This is a genomic window from Psychrobacter sp. C 20.9 (assembly GCF_001921765.1).
GTDB lineage: Bacteria > Pseudomonadota > Gammaproteobacteria > Pseudomonadales > Moraxellaceae > Psychrobacter > Psychrobacter piscatorii_B.
In genome coordinates this window covers 71,799-87,680 of sequence record NZ_MRYC01000003.1, presented here as the reverse complement: position 1 = coordinate 87,680, position 15,882 = coordinate 71,799, and the positions used below count along the sequence as shown (strand labels likewise).

Here is a 15,882-nt window from a genome sequence, read left to right as displayed (position 1 = left end):
AACCACTATAAACACTAAACGTGTTGGTCGTTAATACTATTACTCTGTACCAAGCTCAAGCAAGCTCGCGTTACCACCGATTGCTGTGGTGTTAATCGTCTTAACACGCTCAGTAACAAAACGATGCAGATAATCAGGCGTTAACATTTCTGATAAGCCTTCCATATCAGTGACACTAATCACTTGCGTCAAGATACCGTCTGTCTTAGCAAGCTCTTGACTGATGGCTTGTACTTCGCTGTGGTTACCAGAAACGGCTACTTGGGCAAGACGATCAATGTATAAAAGCGTGATGGTTTGCGAGTCATTAGCCACGCTCAATACATCTTCGTTAATACCCGTATCGTACAGGATTTTAGCGGCTTCATTGCACATCTCATTTTGGCTTGGGCAATGCAGTATGACTTCATTACCAGTCAATAATGCAGCCACAAGCTGACCTAGTACGGCCATTGCTCTGGCTGATTCGCCACCAACGACCATTGTCTTACCACGACCAGTGACGTACAAGTCGTTTGACTCACCTGTCGCACCAGTCATACGATGCGTCTCATCCAAACTAGGAGCCGCGCTCAATAGATGATTGAATAAACGCTTTGCTTTGTTAGCATCACCAGTCAATAGAGACAGCTTTGGAATTGCCGCCTCTAGGTACGTTGCGCGATTGACCGCGCCAAGTAGTCGCCAAGATTCACAAACCTGGGCATGATTTTTTTTGAATTCAGTCGCCATGTTGCTACTCCTTATGCGAGTTCTGTTTGAGTGGTTGTTTGGGTAGTGCTGTTTGTTTGGCTGCTTGTTGATGCTGATTCAAGCTGCATCAGACGTGCAACATAGTGCGGGCCACCTGCTTTCGGGCCAGTACCAGACAGGCCACAACCACCGAATGGCTGGACGTTTACGACCGCACCGATTTGGTTACGGTTGATATAAGTGTTACCTACAAAAGCACGGCGCTCGATATGCTCAACAGTTTTTTCGATACGGCTATGAATACCCATCGTCAAACCAAAGCCTGTGTTATTGATAGAATCAATGAGCTTATTCAGATCACGTGCTTTATAGCGCAATACATGTAGAATTGGGCCAAAATGCTCACCACCAATCACATCAATACTACTTACCTCGATTGCGGTTGGCAATACAAAGGTAGAGTTTTCTTGGCTGACAACCGAGCTTGAGCTCATTGGTGTTTGAGCCAAGATAGTAGCGGTTGGCTCAGCATCCATACGCGCGATATGCGCCTCAAGACCATTTTTGGCATCAGCATCAATGACTGGACCTACATCTGTAGCTGCGTATAGCGGGTTGCCAACAGACAGCTCAGCCATATTGCCTTGCAATAGCTCGATCAAATCATCAGCCATCTCTTCCTGTACACATAGTATACGGCAAGCTGAACAACGCTGACCTGCTGAACCAAATGCAGATAGAACAGCGTCTTTAACGACTTGCTCTGGCAGTGCTGTTGAATCAACAATCATCGCGTTCTGACCGCCAGTCTCAGCGATAAATACAGGCAGCTCGCCACTCGCTTGTGCATGATCATTCAAGCTTTGATTGATACGCTGAGCAGTTTGGGTTGAGCCAGTAAATATCACACCTGCTATGTTATCAGCAGCCGTTAGCGCTCCGCCCACATCACCGGCACCTGTCACCAATTGTAGTGCTTCTGCTGGTACACCCGCTTGATACATGAGTTGCGCACCAAAATGAGCAATCAAGCTGGTTTGTTCAGCAGGCTTAGCGACTACCGTATTACCTGCTGCCAGTGCCGCCACGATTTGACCCGTATAGATAGCCAATGGGAAGTTCCATGGGCTAATACACACAAAAGTGCCACGTGGTTTATAAACTTGACGCGATTGCTTACCAGACAAATCTGTAAACTCATGCACAACATCGTCTAGACGCTCTGCTTCATCAGCATAAAAACGACAGAAATCAACGGCTTCTTTGATTTCATCGATGCTGTCTTGCATAGTCTTACCAGCTTCGACTTGGCATAGTGCCATTAGCTCAGCGTAGTTTTCTTCAAATAGCTCAGCGATTTTACGCAGTATTGCCGCACGTTTGGCCACTGTCACGTTCTGCCACGTACTTTGACCAGCGACAGCGACATCAATTGCTTGACGAGCCAATTCTGCATTGGCATATTTGACTTCACCAGCGCTTACGTCATGATTCCAAGGCGCACGTACAGGCTGAGCATCAAGCTGATGGGTGACGCCATCTACTTCATATTCATTAATTGCTTGGCCGTTGATAATAGGTGTCGCTGACCATTTTTTATTGAGATGGCTATCAATAGCTGCTTTAAACGGCAACCACTGTGACTCTACAAATATGTTAGGGCCAAAACTTGCACGGCGCGAACCATAAATCTCTAATGGTAGCGGGATGTCTGGGTTGTGCAAGGTTGGGTTGGCAAGTAGCTTGTCATATGGATGCACAGTTAGTTTTTCAATCGGATACGACTTGTCTAATAACTGATGGACAAAAGAGCTGTTGGCACCGTTCTCTAACAAACGACGTACCAAATATGGTAGCAAGTCTTTGTGCGCGCCAACTGGTGCATAGATACGTACAGGAATCTCATAAGCTTGCAAAATATGGTCATAAAGTGCATCACCCATACCGTGCAAACGCTGGAATTCAAACTCTTTATGCTGACTCATGGTCATGATTGAAGACAGTGTGTGCGCATTATGCGTCGCAAACTGTGGCCAAATAAGACCGCGCAGATGGTCTGATAATAAGAAACGCGCACTGGCAAGATATGCGGTATCTGTACCTTCTTTGCGTGTCCAAACTGGATAGCCTGATAGACCTTTTTGCTGAGCAAGTTTGATCTCAGTATCCCAATAAGCGCCTTTTACTAGACGTACTGGAATGCGATCGCCTACTTCAGAAGACAAACGAGCAAGCCAAGCCAATACAGCAATAGCACGTTTAGAATAACCTTGTACAACGATACCTAGGCCATCCCATCCAGCTGTTGAGTTATCACGGTATAGAGACTCAAACAGTTTTAAAGAAATCTCAAGACGATCCGCTTCTTCGGCATCAATACTAAGATCAACATTGACCTCGCGTGCCGCTTCAATAAGGAGCAAGCAGCGTTGACGCAATAGACCCATGACCTGAGCTTCTTGTGTCGCTTCATAGCGAGGATGCAGCGCAGACAATTTGATAGATACTGATGGCTTAGGCATACCTTCTTTGACTTTGACGTTGGCCGTCGCTTTGATCGCATGCAAGTAGTCATTAAAGTATTTTTCAGCATCTCTATGCGTGATAGCCGCTTCACCTAGCATATCGAATGAATAGGTATAACCTTTATTACGATATGGCTGGCTGTTTTTATTGGCGTCTTCGATGGTTTCGCCCAATACAAACTGATGGCCCATGATGCGCATGGCTTTTTGCATGGCACTACGAATGACAGGCTCACCCATCTTTTTGGTCATGCGATCCAAGAAACCTGATGCAGTAGTGCTGCTATCAATACTGACGACACGGCCTGTCATCATCATGCCCCAAGTAGAGGCATTAACCATGAAACCATTGTCATTTTTGATGTGCTTTTTCCAATCTGCCACACTCATTTTGTCATGAATCAATGCATCAGCAGTATAATTATCCGGCACTCGAATCAACGCTTCTGCCAAGCTCATGAGCAAGATACCTTCTTGGGTATCAAGGCTATACTCAAGCAATAATGAGTCAACCATCTTGACTGCTTTGCCATCGTTACGCACATGCTCAACTAGCCTGCGTGTCTGCTCAGCGGCAGCATCACGCTCTTGGGTACTAGGCTTGGCAAGTGGCAATAAATCAGCCAACCAACGCTGTTCATCAACGCTATATAGTGGCGAAATACGCTTATATAACTCTTCTATTGGCTGGGCAAGATACTCTGGCGACAGCATATCAACAGGATTGAACAAAATCGGCTCTTGCGGGGTAAACTGGTCTACTGGGTTCATAACAACTCCATAACTATCGTTTAAAAACCATAATAAATGGTGCTTTAGGAAGTCTGATCGTCCTGCATAACTGCTCGTAACCGCTATCAAAATAGAGGTTATGGAGGGATATTCACAGCAATAATCAAAAGACCAAACGGCGCCATCACAAAACTAGAAAATCCAGCACATGCTGGAGATGGTTAAGTAGGTCGTTCCACTGTTAAACGGGCTACGTTAACAATACAAAGGCAACAACGAAAAATTAAGCGGCATTAGTGCCTTCTTCTTGTTAGTAGTGAAAGGAGTGTGATGGACAAATATCGCTTGAATGAAGTGATAAAAAATCACTTAAACAAGCCCAAACATACCATCTTAAATGTGCAAATTCACTGTAAGAAAAACCTCTACGGCGTTGATTGAGGTGATGCGCTTAACTCAGCTATAATATCATGAAAAAAAAATTCAAACTAACGCTTTTTTTATTTTTGAAAATTAAATTTTCTTTAAAAAACAAATATTTACAAGCAATTTTTCAGTCATGACGCTTTGGTTATATTTTTTAGTTTACTATTACTGATTAATTATTACCAAAATTTTGGGTTTTAATCGTACCAATTTTGGGCTCACTAGTAAGCTAAGTACCATCTCCAAATAATAAAAACCCTCTTTACCATCAAGTGATAAAGAGGGTTGTATTATTAGGTCTCATACCTAGCGCAATACGCCTTATAAGAAGATAATTTTAACCAATAGCACAAGAGTCAAAAGCCATACAGCAATGCTGATATCAGCGAACTTGCCAGCGATTGCTTTGACCGCGGTAAAGGTGATGAAACCAAGTGCAATGCCATCAGCGATAGAGTATGTCAGCGGCGTGAACAGCAATACAACCACAACAGGCGCCGCTTCTGTTAAGTCGCTCCAGTCGATGTCTTTTAGGGTGCCCATCATCAGTACGGCAACATAAAATATGGCACCGGCCGTCGCGTAGGCTGGGATCATACCGGCTAATGGAGAAAAGAAAATGCTTAGTAAAAATAACACACCAACAGTGACTGCCATCAATCCTGTACGGCCACCTGAGGCAATACCAGAGATACTTTCGATATAACTGGTTGTCGATGACGTACCAAGTAAAGAGCCTGCAACTGTCGCTGTTGAGTCTGCTAATAGCGCCTTGCCCATATTAGGAATATTGCCATCTTTGTCAGTCAACTTGGCTTGGCTAGTGGTCGCAATTAGCGTACCTGCAGTATCAAATAAGTCCACAAATAAGAAAGCGAAGATCACACTGATCATACCAACATCAAATGCGCCAGCGATATCGAGCTGCATCAGTGTCGGCGCGATTGAAGGTGGTGCAGATATGATACCGGTAAACTGTGTATAGCCCATTAGCAAACTAATCAGAGCAACCAGCAAAATACCAATGGTTACCGCACCTGGGACTCTTTTATAAGACAGACCAATAATGACGACAAAACCTAGAGATGCCAATACAGGACCAAATGACGTCATATCACCAAGAGCAACCAAGGTCGCATCATGATTGACGATGATACCTGCACTCTGCAAAGCAATAAAAGCCAAGAATGCACCAATACCAGCGACCACGCCGTTTTTGAGAGAGTTTGGAATCGCATTGATGATTGCCTCACGAATCTTAAAGAGGCTTAATAGAACAAAGATACAACCTGACAAAAACACCGCACCCAGCGCGGTTTGCCATGCATACCCCATACCTAAGACCACGCCATAGGTGAAGAAGGCATTAAGTCCCATGCCTGGCGCTAATGCCACTGGTAGTCGGGCATAGATACCCATGATGAAACAACCGACTGCTGCGGCCACACAGGTTGCGACAAATACAGCCCCTTTATCCATACCTGCATCGGCTAAGACATTAGGGTTAACAAAGATGATATAAGCCATCGTTAAAAACGTGGTTATACCAGCGACGATTTCTGTTTTGATTGTGGTATTGTCACCATTAATCCCAAAATAGCGTTCAATTGCATTCATAAGTGTCGCCCCCGACTGGCTAATAAAAAGTCACCACTACCTAAAACTAAACATGACCTCAGCAAAATGGCGATGCCGCAGTAAGAATAATGTAGTAACAAAGCGTAACATATTAGACGAGTTATCTTACAAACTCAATCGCTGATAATGTCTAACTCGTATAAAAAAACAATTAAAAACACCACTTTTATAACGATAAAAAGTCTATACAAATTTGAATTTTCTTATAGTCTCTAGCTCAAATCATTTATGTATATTAGTAATGAGTTGCCACCATATTGTTAAAATATTTGATGTATCGTACTTTTTGTCTGGTTAACACATTAATAATGACGTTTCTTTCATTTAGAAGTAAACTAACAGGTTATTATGTTGATGTCTCAGTGGTTGGACTTATGATCAGAGGATCTTTATCAAACAAGATTTTTGATATCAGTACTATCTTGAGAATTGAGCAAGAAAGCGTGAGTATTATTTTTAGGGTTCGTTTGGTTTGGATGTCTTTATTTAAACCAGCTGTTGTCAATTATCCGTGAGTCCATTACATGCCTGAATCATTAAATATTATTGATCTTATTACCCAAGCCAGTCTATTGGTACAGATTGTGATGGCGTTATTGCTATTAGCCTCTTTGTTCAGTTGGGTCATTATTTTCCGTATGAGTGCGCGGCTCGGTACAGCCAAAAACTTTGATCAACAATTTGAGACTTGGTTTTGGTCAGGCGAAGATTTAGCAAAGCTGTATCAAGGCGTACAAGGCTCACCTGATCGCCAAGGACTTGAGCAGATTTTTTATGTGGGATTTTCAGAGTACCTGAGAATGCATAAAAAGCGTCAACCTAAAGATGACATCATCGACGGTGTTGAACGTAAACTGCGCGTCGGCTTGGGCCGTCAGCAGCAATTACTCGAGTCAGGACTGACGACGCTAGCAAGTATCGGCTCGGTGGCTCCTTACATTGGACTGTTTGGAACCGTTTGGGGCATCATGAACGCGTTTTTGGGACTGTCGCAAACCGAGCAAGCCACCCTAGCCTCTGTCGCGCCTGGTATTGCTGAGGCGCTGATTGCGACAGCCATGGGCTTGTTTGCCGCTATTCCTGCTGTATTGGCATACAATCACTTTACGGCAAAATCTAGCCGTCTTTATGATTCACGAGCACTGTTCTGTGACGAGATGACAGGCATGCTACAGCGCGAGACCAGTGTGCAAATCCCCGTTGCTAGAGAGACGCAAGTGAATGCCACTCAGGTGAATGGGCTATGAAACCAAACCCCTATCGCCGTGAGAAAAAAGCGCTGAATGCAGAGATGAATGTCGTTCCCTACATCGACGTTATGCTGGTGCTATTGGTGATATTTATGGTGACCGCACCCATGCTCATTACGGGTGTCGATGTTGATTTGCCAAAAGAGCAAACCAATACCATGAGTCAGAGCCAGTTGCCCGTCATTGTCTCATTGACTGACAAGGGCGAGATTTTTATCAGTTATGAAAATAATATCGACTTGCCTATTAGTGAGCCTGAGCTAATTAACACTTTATCCAACTTACAGTCTCAGAGCGGTAATACCAACACTGAGCCATTGCAAGTGATGATTAATGCTGATCAAAATAACCAATATGGCGCTATCATGACGCTCATGGCAACTTTGCAGCAGGCAGGTATTGAAAAAGTAGGGTTATTGACTGGTGCGCCTTTACCGACGCCATCACTCCAATAGCTATACCTTCTATATAGGTATGTCACATCATAGCAGCCAATCCGATAAACCACGTTCATGAGTATCCATATCATGCATAATGCGCCCGCCGTCTATGTCCCCACCGAACCTGAAGGCAACGGGCTAACACTGCCTACGTTACTCAGTTTGCTAGCACATGGTCTTATAATCGGCATACTGGTTTATAACTATCAGACCACTGAGGTTGAGACTGCTGGTAGCATCGAGACGGTCATGGTAACTCCTGAGCAGCTCGCTGAAATGCAAGGACAGATATTGGCCAATCGTGCAGCAGCCAGCGCCATGCAAATGGACAGCAGTACCAGCGATTCAGCCAGTAGCGCTCAACAAGAAACCTCAAATAGTAGCAGCTCAAGCGCTCAAAATCCAAGCCAGCCGAACTCCCAGCGTGTCCCTGTGTTTACGCGATCTGACGAGCCTGCCAGTCAGCCTATGCTTATGAGTGAAGAGCAACATCAACGCCTGCGCGAGCAAAACCAAGAATATGAGCGCAGAATGGCTGAGTGGGCAGCGCAGCTAGACGAATCCGCGATAGAGGAGCTTGATCAAGTAGAGCAAGACAAAAGAGAGCAGATGATCGAAGAGCAAAAAAGGCTTGGAGATTTTCGTCAAAAGCAAAACAACCCACCCAAGATCAGACGCCCCACGGCTAACGATCGCAATATACAGATTGATACAGATGGCTCTGGCAATGCAGGCCGAACCTTTAGTCTCTCAGATGGTCAATCAACCATCTCCGGCGACACCTCAACCTCTAGCACCTCCAAAGGTAGTAGTCGCTCTGCCTCAAGTGGTAGTCGCGGAGCCAGCAATAGTGAAATCATCAATCTAATCAAGCGCAACTATACGCCGCCTACCGCAGCGAAAGGCTCTACCCAGCGTGCCACCTTAACCATCACCGTCAATGCCAATGGTGACGTGGTCAATGTTAGCGCGTCTGGTCCTGATAACGTCGTCAATGAAGCTGCCAAACAAGCAGTGCTCAACACAGGTAGCCTACCAATCGATGCTGATGACCCTAAATACCCCACCTTTACCATACAGTTTAAAGGTAGCAATTAATCAGTTGCTAGCGTCTTGTATTATTGATAACGTGATGTTAAGCGGCTTTTATCGCATCGTTTTTTCATCTAAATACTTGCCTCATCGACTATAAAAATGACTATCATATTAATTTTAGGAGCGCCATTGACCCATGTATACTCATAAAAAACTACTAGCCTCTTTACTTGCGGGTAGTTCAGCATTACTTATCTCGCAAAGCGTGCTCGCAGCCCCTGTCGTATTAGAATTGGACTATGAGATTCCTGTCCAACAAAACCAAGTCGCGTTTGTACCATTCGCAGGCGATTCTGTTTTGTCCCCTATTATTTTAAATGATTTGAATAATACAGAACTAAAAGTCACCAGCCAAAACCTACCGCAGCAGCCACGCAGCAGTAGCGAGCTGGCAGGCACACTGCCAGTATGGCAAAGTATGGGCATACCTTATTTGGTCGTCGGCAGCACTCGTACCAATCGCGGCAAAATCGTCACCGATTACGAGGTCATCGATGTCAAATCTGGTCGCGTGATAGAAGGCAAGCAAAGCCTAACCGCTGACAATAACAGAGAAAGCATGCGCTACGCCGGTCACGTCATCGCAGATAAAGTCTATGAGCTGATTACAGGCATTCCAGGGGATTTCTCAGGGCGTATTGCTTATATAGAAGAAACAGGCACTGGCAAACAAAAAGTCTCTCGTCTAAAAGTGATGGATGCTGATGGTGAAAACGCCAAAACCATCACTGAGGTAGCAGGGTCTATCTTCTCACCAGCATGGTCACCTGACGGCAATCGCATTGCCTACTCGGTACAACGTGAAAAATCATATCCCGTCATCTACATTCAAAACGTCAGTGGCGGCGGCGCCAGTGTGCTAACGCCTTTTTCTGGTAGTAACTTGAGTCCGTCATTCTCCCCTGATGGCAGCAAAATCCTATTTTCTAGTAGCTTTGAGGGTAGCGCCGATATCTATGAGATAAGCGCCAGTGGCGGTACGCCTAGACGCCTCACTAATTTGCCAAGCAGTGAGGTGCAGCCAAGCTACGCTCCTGATGGCAAGTCATTTGTATTTGTCAGTGACAAAACTGGATTCAATAAACCACAAGTCTATCGTTATGAGTTTGGCTCGGGACGCACCACCAAAGTATCTAATGGTGGCTATGCAACCAGTCCGCAGTTTAGCAGCGACGGTACACAAATTGCTTTTTTGAGTGGTCGATCAGCCGCGATTATGAATAGCAATGGTGCAGTAACGACCAACCTTGGTAACACAGGTATCGATGAAGCCCCAAGCTTCTCACCCAATGGCAAGCGCGTGGTCTATGCGTCAACCCAAGGCGGCAAAGGTGTACTAACGATTAAATCATTGAATGGTGGCGAAGCGTTCGGCAAATCAGGACAAGGCATCATTCGCTCACCCGTATGGTCATCAAGTCCAAAGTAATTTAGGCAACTGAATCACAACGTTAGAATTTACTCATACAAAAAGCCTCAATCATATTCATTATGATTAAGGCTTTTTTGTGTCATAAGCTGCTAGAAGAAAAGTGATAAAGCCTACTTAGTAAAACCTGCCCGCCGTCTTATGCACTCTTCTTAGGCACCCTTCATTCGAACTCATTTTTCTTCCTTATTGTTAGTAATATACCCGTAAACCGGTTAGTACCAAAAAAAACATTGCATTAACTTTCATTTTACCTATATCCTAAATAGGTCTGACTAATTGGTCAGGTTATTTAGATATTGGCCAACAAATATAAACTATTGCTGTTGTCTATTTTAAGGTCGGGAACTTACCCCTATTATTTGAATCGATAAAAAACAGGTCAAGGATTGGGTTTTAATTTTTATCTAATGATTTGTTACGTTGTCTGATATATACAGTTAATTGGGTGCTAAGCAGTTATTCTAGGAGGAAACCACCATGAGTGAAAACGTTCCAGCAAATACTGATTTATTATATAGACTGCACGACCGCCCCAACCCTATCAAAGCATTCTTAGGTGCCATACAGCACGTACTTGCTGCTTTCGTTGGCATTATTACCCCTTCATTAATCATCGGTGGCACTTTAGGCCTAGGGGAACATATTCCTTATCTTCTTAGCATGTCGTTGATCGTATCTGGGGTAGCGACTTTTATTCAAACTAGAAAAGTAGGGCCAATTGGCTCTGGTCTTATGGCACTGCAAGGCACCAGTTTTGGTTTTTTGGCGGCAGTATTGACAGCAGGATTTGTAGTAAAAAACCGCGGTGGTAGTCCTGAAGAGATTTTATCCGTTATCTTTGGCGTGTCGTTTCTCGGTGCATTTGTTGAGATATTTTTGAGTCAATTTATCACCAAACTCAAATCATTTATGAGCCCTATTGTTACTGGCTGTGTGATTGTCACGATTGGTTTGTCCCTAACAAAGGTAGGTCTCACTGATTTGGCAGGTGGGTTTGGTGCTGAGGATTTCGGTAGTATTCCAAACCTACTCTTAGGTGGTGGCGTACTCGTCAGTGTGGTGCTCATTAGCATTATTAACAATAAGGTTATTCGCTCAAGTGCTATCTTTATCGGTCTGATGTTAGGCTTGCTCGCTGCCGTATTTATGGGGCGCATTGATTTTTCATTGGTGTCTGAAGCGGCGTTTTTCACCGTTCCCATTCCCTTTAAATATGGTTTTGGTTTTGATTGGCAGGCATTTATTCCCATTGCCTTTATGTACATCATTACCAGTATTGAGACCTCGGGCGACTTGACCGCTACCTCTATGATTTCAGGCGAACCGATCAAAGGCCCGCTCTATGAGAAGCGCATCAAAGGTGGTGTGTTGGGTGATGGTGTCAACTCGCTGATTGCGGCTGTATTCAACACTTTTCCTGTGACAACCTTTAGCCAAAATAATGGCGTGATTCAAATGACAGGTATTGCCAGTCGCTATGTTGGTTTTTATGTTGGCGGTATCTTGTGCCTGATGGGTCTATTTCCTATCCTCGGTGCGATTTTCACGCAGCTGCCCAAGCCTGTCGTAGGCGGGGTCACGCTACTGATGTTTGCCACTGTCGCAACTGCGGGTATTCGTATACTATCCACCGTGGATTTTACCCATCGTAATGTCTTGATTATCGCCACATCACTAGGATTAGCAACGGGTATTGCATTCGTTCCTGATGTACTCTCACAGACGCCGCAATTTTTCCAAAACATCTTTGGCTCAGCGGTGACGATGTCCGGTATTGTGGCAATCACGCTTGATATGATCCTACCAAAAAACTACGGTGTGGAATTTGATACTGCGGAACAACATGCCGAAGATGGCTTAAAAACAGCGCAAAAAGTGGTATAAATTTGAATATTTAGCCCTATCTAAAAGTAAAACGAGGTGCCATAAAATTTGTTTATGCACCTCGTCCACTGTGATCGCTTAATCACAATGACTTAACTGTATATAATCATTCAAGTCCACAGCCTCGTAAAATAAAAGGCACTAGAAAATCTGCTGCGCGTGCTTCATCTTCTGCGTCATAAGCTGTTTTGTCCATCAGGCCGACAATTTCAATCTCAAATTCAGCGTAACGCTGGGTCGTCGCCCATATCAAAATTAGTAGTTGCAAGGGATCTGTAATCCCAATCTTGCCTTGCTTATGCCACTCTTTCATGACTTGCGCTTTATCATTTACCCAATCTTTCATCGTTGTTGACATAAATTCGTGCAAGTGAGGCGCACCGCCGATGACCTCAATGGCAAACAACTTATGACGACTCGGATTGACAAAAGCTTGATGCAGCTTGGTACGGACAAACTTTTCAATGACGGTTTTTGGATCGCTGTCCACTGTCATGGTCACCAAGCCGTCATTCCATTCTTCAATAATCGAGCGTAGCACAGCCATATATAGGTTTTTTTTGTTTTTAAAATAATAGTGAACGTTGGCTTTAGGCAGTCCTGCTCGATCAGCGATGCCTTGCATCGTAGCACCGCGATAGCTTTGGAGCACGAACTCCTCTTCAGCGGCTGCCAGTATCAACGCTTGATTGTGCGCGCGCGTAACTTGTTGACTACGATGCGAAGGCGCATCAGTAGTCAGGGTTTCTTCTTGCTGATTATCTTGAGTCATAACAATGGTATCTCACTCCAAGTGGCTGGTTCGACAAAATAGTCGCTATATTTTTGAATGTTTTTATATATCAATGCACAGATTTTCGCAGTAAGAACCACCAAATAAAAAAATTCTCATAAAACAGTTGACCAATTAGTCAGGTTTTAGCAGAATGGTGATTATAAATCACACGTATTACGACCAAAACTATACTGCCATGTCATTTTGCGGCTCAACTATTAGTATTTCCTCAAAAAATACGTTCTGTATCGTCAATTTATCATGATTAGAAAGCTAGCAACTTAAATACGCACTGTGGGTTTGCTTAAATAACAATGCAAACGTCGAAAAACTAAAAAATGAACCATAAAAACATCGATTGCTATCGCTAAGTCTAAGCAAAAAACCACCATGTATAAACCTTTATTAAACAATAGTTATCCAGTCCACATAATGGGCTGTCATATCAACAAAAAGGATATCACCATGAGCTTAACCTTAGCGCAATTTAATAATTTGTCTCAGGAAGTAGCCATTGCTCAGCTTTTAATCTGCTGTACCAGTAGCGTTTGGGCAAATAAGCTTGCCAATGCGCGTCCTTTTGCAGATTTCGATGCGCTCTTAGCGAATAGCGATGCTATCTGGCATGACGTGCAAACCAATGAGGCCAACTTGCTAGAAGCGTTCGATGGACATCCACAAATCGGTAATGTGGCTTCTTTAAAAGAGAAATATCGCAATACACAAGATAGCGCTGCACATGAGCAGTCTGGCGCTAACGATGCGGCAGACGATGTACTCGAAGCGCTCGCTAAAGGCAATCAAGATTATCTTGATAAATTTGGTTTTATTTTTATTGTCTTTGCAACCGGCAAAAGCGCGTCGCAAATGCTCGATCTGCTATTAGCGCGCCTGCCAAACGACCGTGCCACAGAGCTGGCCAATGCCGCCGCAGAACAAAATAAAATCACACGTTTACGTCTAAGCAAACTATTAGGTAATGCTTAGATGATCAACAGCTATCAAACCACATTATTACTATCAATGTTTGTCCGACGTTCTACTTATCAAATACGCTAGCATCATTACTCTATTTACGTCTTTACTAAATACAAAGGAAGCCTTATGTCTGCCACCTTATCATCACATATCTTAGACACTCATTTGGGCACGCCTGCAGCTGATATCGCCGTCCGCCTACACCGCGTACCAGACAGAGGTGACACGATACTGCTTGCGCATGGGACGACCAATCACGATGGCCGCGTGACACCAGATGCTTGGCAGTTTGAGTCAAGCATTGATGGCACTGAGCGTCAGCTAGATACGGGGCGCTATACTGTGACGTTTGATACTCAGGCATATTTTGACGCCCAGCAGTTGACGACATTTTATCCGCAGGTTGTCATCGACTTTGTGATAAAAGACGCAAGCCACTATCACGTGCCATTACTTCTGAGTGCGCATGGTTATAGTACCTACCGCGGATCATAACCGAACCTTATTATCAAAAAACTGTGAGCGAAAATCGTTATCCGCTCACAAATATTTTATCAAGACACTGTCATATTAAAGGACACTTACCACATGGGCGCCTATCTTCTCGAATGGTTGAGTTTATTTTTTCGCTGGTTTCATGTTATCGCAGGGGTGGCATGGATTGGTGCATCGTTTTATTTTGTGTGGCTGGATCTGAGCCTACGCAAGCCGCCACAGTGGAAAGCAGACAAAGGCATCTCAGGTGATCTTTGGGCTGTCCATGGCGGTGGGTTTTATGAGATTGCCAAATACAAACTCGAACCAGAGGAAATGCCAAAGACGCTACATTGGTTTAAGTGGGAAGCTTATACCACGTGGCTGACGGGTGCGGCGATGATGTCGATCGTCTATTATGCCAATGCAACTGCCTATCTGATCGATCCAAGCAAAGTGCCTTTTACCAGTATCGGTGCCATTGCGACAAGCTTGCTGTTTTTATTTGGTAGTTACTTTATTTACGAAGTCATTGTGCGCAGTCATTTGGGTAAAAACGCCTTTATCTTTAGCACCCTGATTTTTATTTTACTGGTCATCGCGAGCTGGGGCTCTTATCAGCTGTTTAGTGATCGCGCCTCATTCATTCATATCGGGGCGATTTTGGGCACGGTGATGGTCGGTAACGTATTCTTCGGTATTATGCCAGCGCAGCGAGCGCTCGTAGACTGTGTGCGGCGCGGTGAAAAACCGGGCAAAGAAGTCGCTGAATTGGCACTGCAAGCCAAAAACCGCTCACTGATGAATAACTACTTTACCCTGCCGCTCATCTTTACCATGATTAGCAACCACTATCCGATGATGTATGCTCATGAAAAAGGTTGGTTGGTATTGGTGTTTGTTGGCGTTATTACTGCAACGGCACGTCATTACTTTAATCAAAAACATTTAGGGCATAAAAAACCACGCTACTTGGTTATCCCAGCCATACTGACCGTATTGTTGATTATTTGGATGCGACCTGAACCAATTGATCCAGCGCCTGCAATGCCTGCTACTGCCTCCGTAACACCTACGACAACTAATAGCACCCCAACAGCTACAAGCGCGACTACTAATACTAATACTAATACTAATACTAATACTAATACTAATACTAATACTGATAACGTTAATAATAGCAGTGTTAGCAATAATGCCGCCACTGCTGCTGAAGTAGTACCAGTGAGCGCATCAGCAGATGACGCTATGATGGATGTTGTACATACGCGCTGTAGCACTTGCCATGCAGCGCAGCCCACACAGCAAGGCTTTGCTGCCCCGCCAGCAGGTATTATTTTGCAAACACCAGAAGATCTAAAAATCCATAAAGCAAAAATCGTCACTGCGGTACAAACTGGCTATATGCCACTTGGTAATATCACTCAGTTAACAGATATAGAACGTCAGCAGCTTGTAGCGTACGCATCATCCCTGTAGTTTGTTATCAATAGAAAACTTTCCTTGGCGAGCAATATTCAATTAAATATTTAAGGCTCTA

Annotated in this window: 12 protein-coding genes; 8 read left to right on the top strand and 4 right to left on the bottom strand. The window is 44.2% G+C overall.

What is annotated here, in order from left to right; translation table 11 throughout:
• Nucleotides 1-39 precede the first annotated feature (39 nt).
• From BTW00_RS02860 to BTW00_RS02850, 3 genes are all read right to left on the bottom strand, one after another.
• Nucleotides 40-732 carry a 1-pyrroline-5-carboxylate dehydrogenase gene (locus BTW00_RS02860; protein WP_075106137.1) on the bottom strand — a complete coding sequence of 231 codons (693 nt, stop codon included), beginning with the start codon at nt 730-732 and terminating at the stop codon, nt 40-42.
• An 11-nt stretch (nt 733-743) separates the two neighbouring features.
• Complete coding sequence (gene putA, locus BTW00_RS02855; RefSeq protein WP_075106136.1) at nt 744-3,989, bottom strand: bifunctional proline dehydrogenase/L-glutamate gamma-semialdehyde dehydrogenase PutA; 3,246 nt, start codon at nt 3,987-3,989, stop codon at nt 744-746.
• A gap of 708 nt (nt 3,990-4,697) precedes the next feature.
• Nucleotides 4,698-5,993, bottom strand: coding sequence for an NCS2 family permease (locus BTW00_RS02850; protein WP_058025341.1), 1,296 nt, complete (start codon nt 5,991-5,993; stop codon nt 4,698-4,700).
• Nucleotides 5,994-6,538: 545 nt separating this feature from the next.
• Here BTW00_RS02850 and tolQ point away from each other — a divergent pair.
• From tolQ to BTW00_RS02825, 5 genes are all read left to right on the top strand, one after another.
• Nucleotides 6,539-7,261, top strand: a complete 723-nt coding sequence (tolQ, locus tag BTW00_RS02845) for a protein TolQ (protein WP_075106135.1) — start codon at nt 6,539-6,541, stop codon at nt 7,259-7,261.
• The gene (tolR, locus tag BTW00_RS02840; RefSeq protein ID WP_058025343.1) at nt 7,258-7,719 is read left to right on the top strand and encodes a protein TolR; all 462 of its coding nucleotides are present in this window, start codon (nt 7,258-7,260) and stop codon (nt 7,717-7,719) included. Before tolQ ends, tolR begins: the two co-directional genes overlap by 4 nt.
• A gap of 57 nt (nt 7,720-7,776) precedes the next feature.
• Entirely contained in the window at nt 7,777-8,802 is a 1,026-nt protein-coding gene (locus BTW00_RS02835; protein ID WP_256713978.1) for a cell envelope integrity protein TolA, read from the top strand.
• 133 nt (nt 8,803-8,935) lie between these two features.
• Nucleotides 8,936-10,228 carry a PD40 domain-containing protein gene (locus BTW00_RS02830; protein ID WP_075106133.1) on the top strand — a complete coding sequence of 431 codons (1,293 nt, stop codon included), beginning with the start codon at nt 8,936-8,938 and terminating at the stop codon, nt 10,226-10,228.
• 480 nt (nt 10,229-10,708) lie between these two features.
• Nucleotides 10,709-12,115, top strand: coding sequence for a nucleobase:cation symporter-2 family protein (locus BTW00_RS02825; protein ID WP_075106132.1), 1,407 nt, complete (start codon nt 10,709-10,711; stop codon nt 12,113-12,115).
• Between the two features lie 106 nt (nt 12,116-12,221).
• Here the strand turns inward: BTW00_RS02825 and BTW00_RS02820 are convergent, their stop codons facing one another.
• Entirely contained in the window at nt 12,222-12,887 is a 666-nt protein-coding gene (locus BTW00_RS02820) for a TetR/AcrR family transcriptional regulator (RefSeq protein ID WP_075106131.1), read from the bottom strand.
• Nucleotides 12,888-13,355: 468 nt separating this feature from the next.
• Between BTW00_RS02820 and uraD the strand changes: the two genes are divergently transcribed.
• The 3 genes from uraD (at nt 13,356) to BTW00_RS02805 (ending at nt 15,821) form a co-directional block, all read left to right on the top strand.
• On the top strand, nt 13,356-13,877 hold the full coding sequence (gene uraD, locus BTW00_RS02815; RefSeq protein WP_075106130.1) for a 2-oxo-4-hydroxy-4-carboxy-5-ureidoimidazoline decarboxylase: 522 nt from the start codon (nt 13,356-13,358) through the stop codon (nt 13,875-13,877).
• A gap of 117 nt (nt 13,878-13,994) precedes the next feature.
• A complete protein-coding gene (gene uraH / locus BTW00_RS02810; RefSeq protein ID WP_075106129.1) occupies nt 13,995-14,363 on the top strand; it encodes a hydroxyisourate hydrolase in 369 nt (122 codons plus the stop codon).
• A 93-nt stretch (nt 14,364-14,456) separates the two neighbouring features.
• On the top strand, nt 14,457-15,821 hold the full coding sequence (locus tag BTW00_RS02805; RefSeq protein ID WP_075106128.1) for a urate hydroxylase PuuD: 1,365 nt from the start codon (nt 14,457-14,459) through the stop codon (nt 15,819-15,821).
• Nucleotides 15,822-15,882: the final 61 nt, after the last annotated feature.

Excerpts from the sequence above, each read along its gene's own strand:
- BTW00_RS02830 (WP_075106133.1), top strand. The coding sequence starts at position 8,936 with ATGTATACTCATAAAAAACTACTAGCCTCTTTACTTGCGGGTAGTTCA.
- BTW00_RS02805 (WP_075106128.1), top strand. The coding sequence starts at position 14,457 with ATGGGCGCCTATCTTCTCGAATGGTTGAGTTTATTTTTTCGCTGGTTT.
- BTW00_RS02835 (WP_256713978.1), top strand. The coding sequence starts at position 7,777 with ATGAGTATCCATATCATGCATAATGCGCCCGCCGTCTATGTCCCCACC.
- tolR (WP_058025343.1), top strand. The coding sequence starts at position 7,258 with ATGAAACCAAACCCCTATCGCCGTGAGAAAAAAGCGCTGAATGCAGAG.
- BTW00_RS02850 (WP_058025341.1), bottom strand. The coding sequence starts at position 5,993 with ATGAATGCAATTGAACGCTATTTTGGGATTAATGGTGACAATACCACA.
- uraH (WP_075106129.1), top strand. The coding sequence starts at position 13,995 with ATGTCTGCCACCTTATCATCACATATCTTAGACACTCATTTGGGCACG.
- BTW00_RS02825 (WP_075106132.1), top strand. The coding sequence starts at position 10,709 with ATGAGTGAAAACGTTCCAGCAAATACTGATTTATTATATAGACTGCAC.
- BTW00_RS02820 (WP_075106131.1), bottom strand. The coding sequence starts at position 12,887 with ATGACTCAAGATAATCAGCAAGAAGAAACCCTGACTACTGATGCGCCT.
- uraD (WP_075106130.1), top strand. The coding sequence starts at position 13,356 with ATGAGCTTAACCTTAGCGCAATTTAATAATTTGTCTCAGGAAGTAGCC.
- putA (WP_075106136.1), bottom strand. The coding sequence starts at position 3,989 with ATGAACCCAGTAGACCAGTTTACCCCGCAAGAGCCGATTTTGTTCAAT.
- BTW00_RS02860 (WP_075106137.1), bottom strand. The coding sequence starts at position 732 with ATGGCGACTGAATTCAAAAAAAATCATGCCCAGGTTTGTGAATCTTGG.
- tolQ (WP_075106135.1), top strand. The coding sequence starts at position 6,539 with ATGCCTGAATCATTAAATATTATTGATCTTATTACCCAAGCCAGTCTA.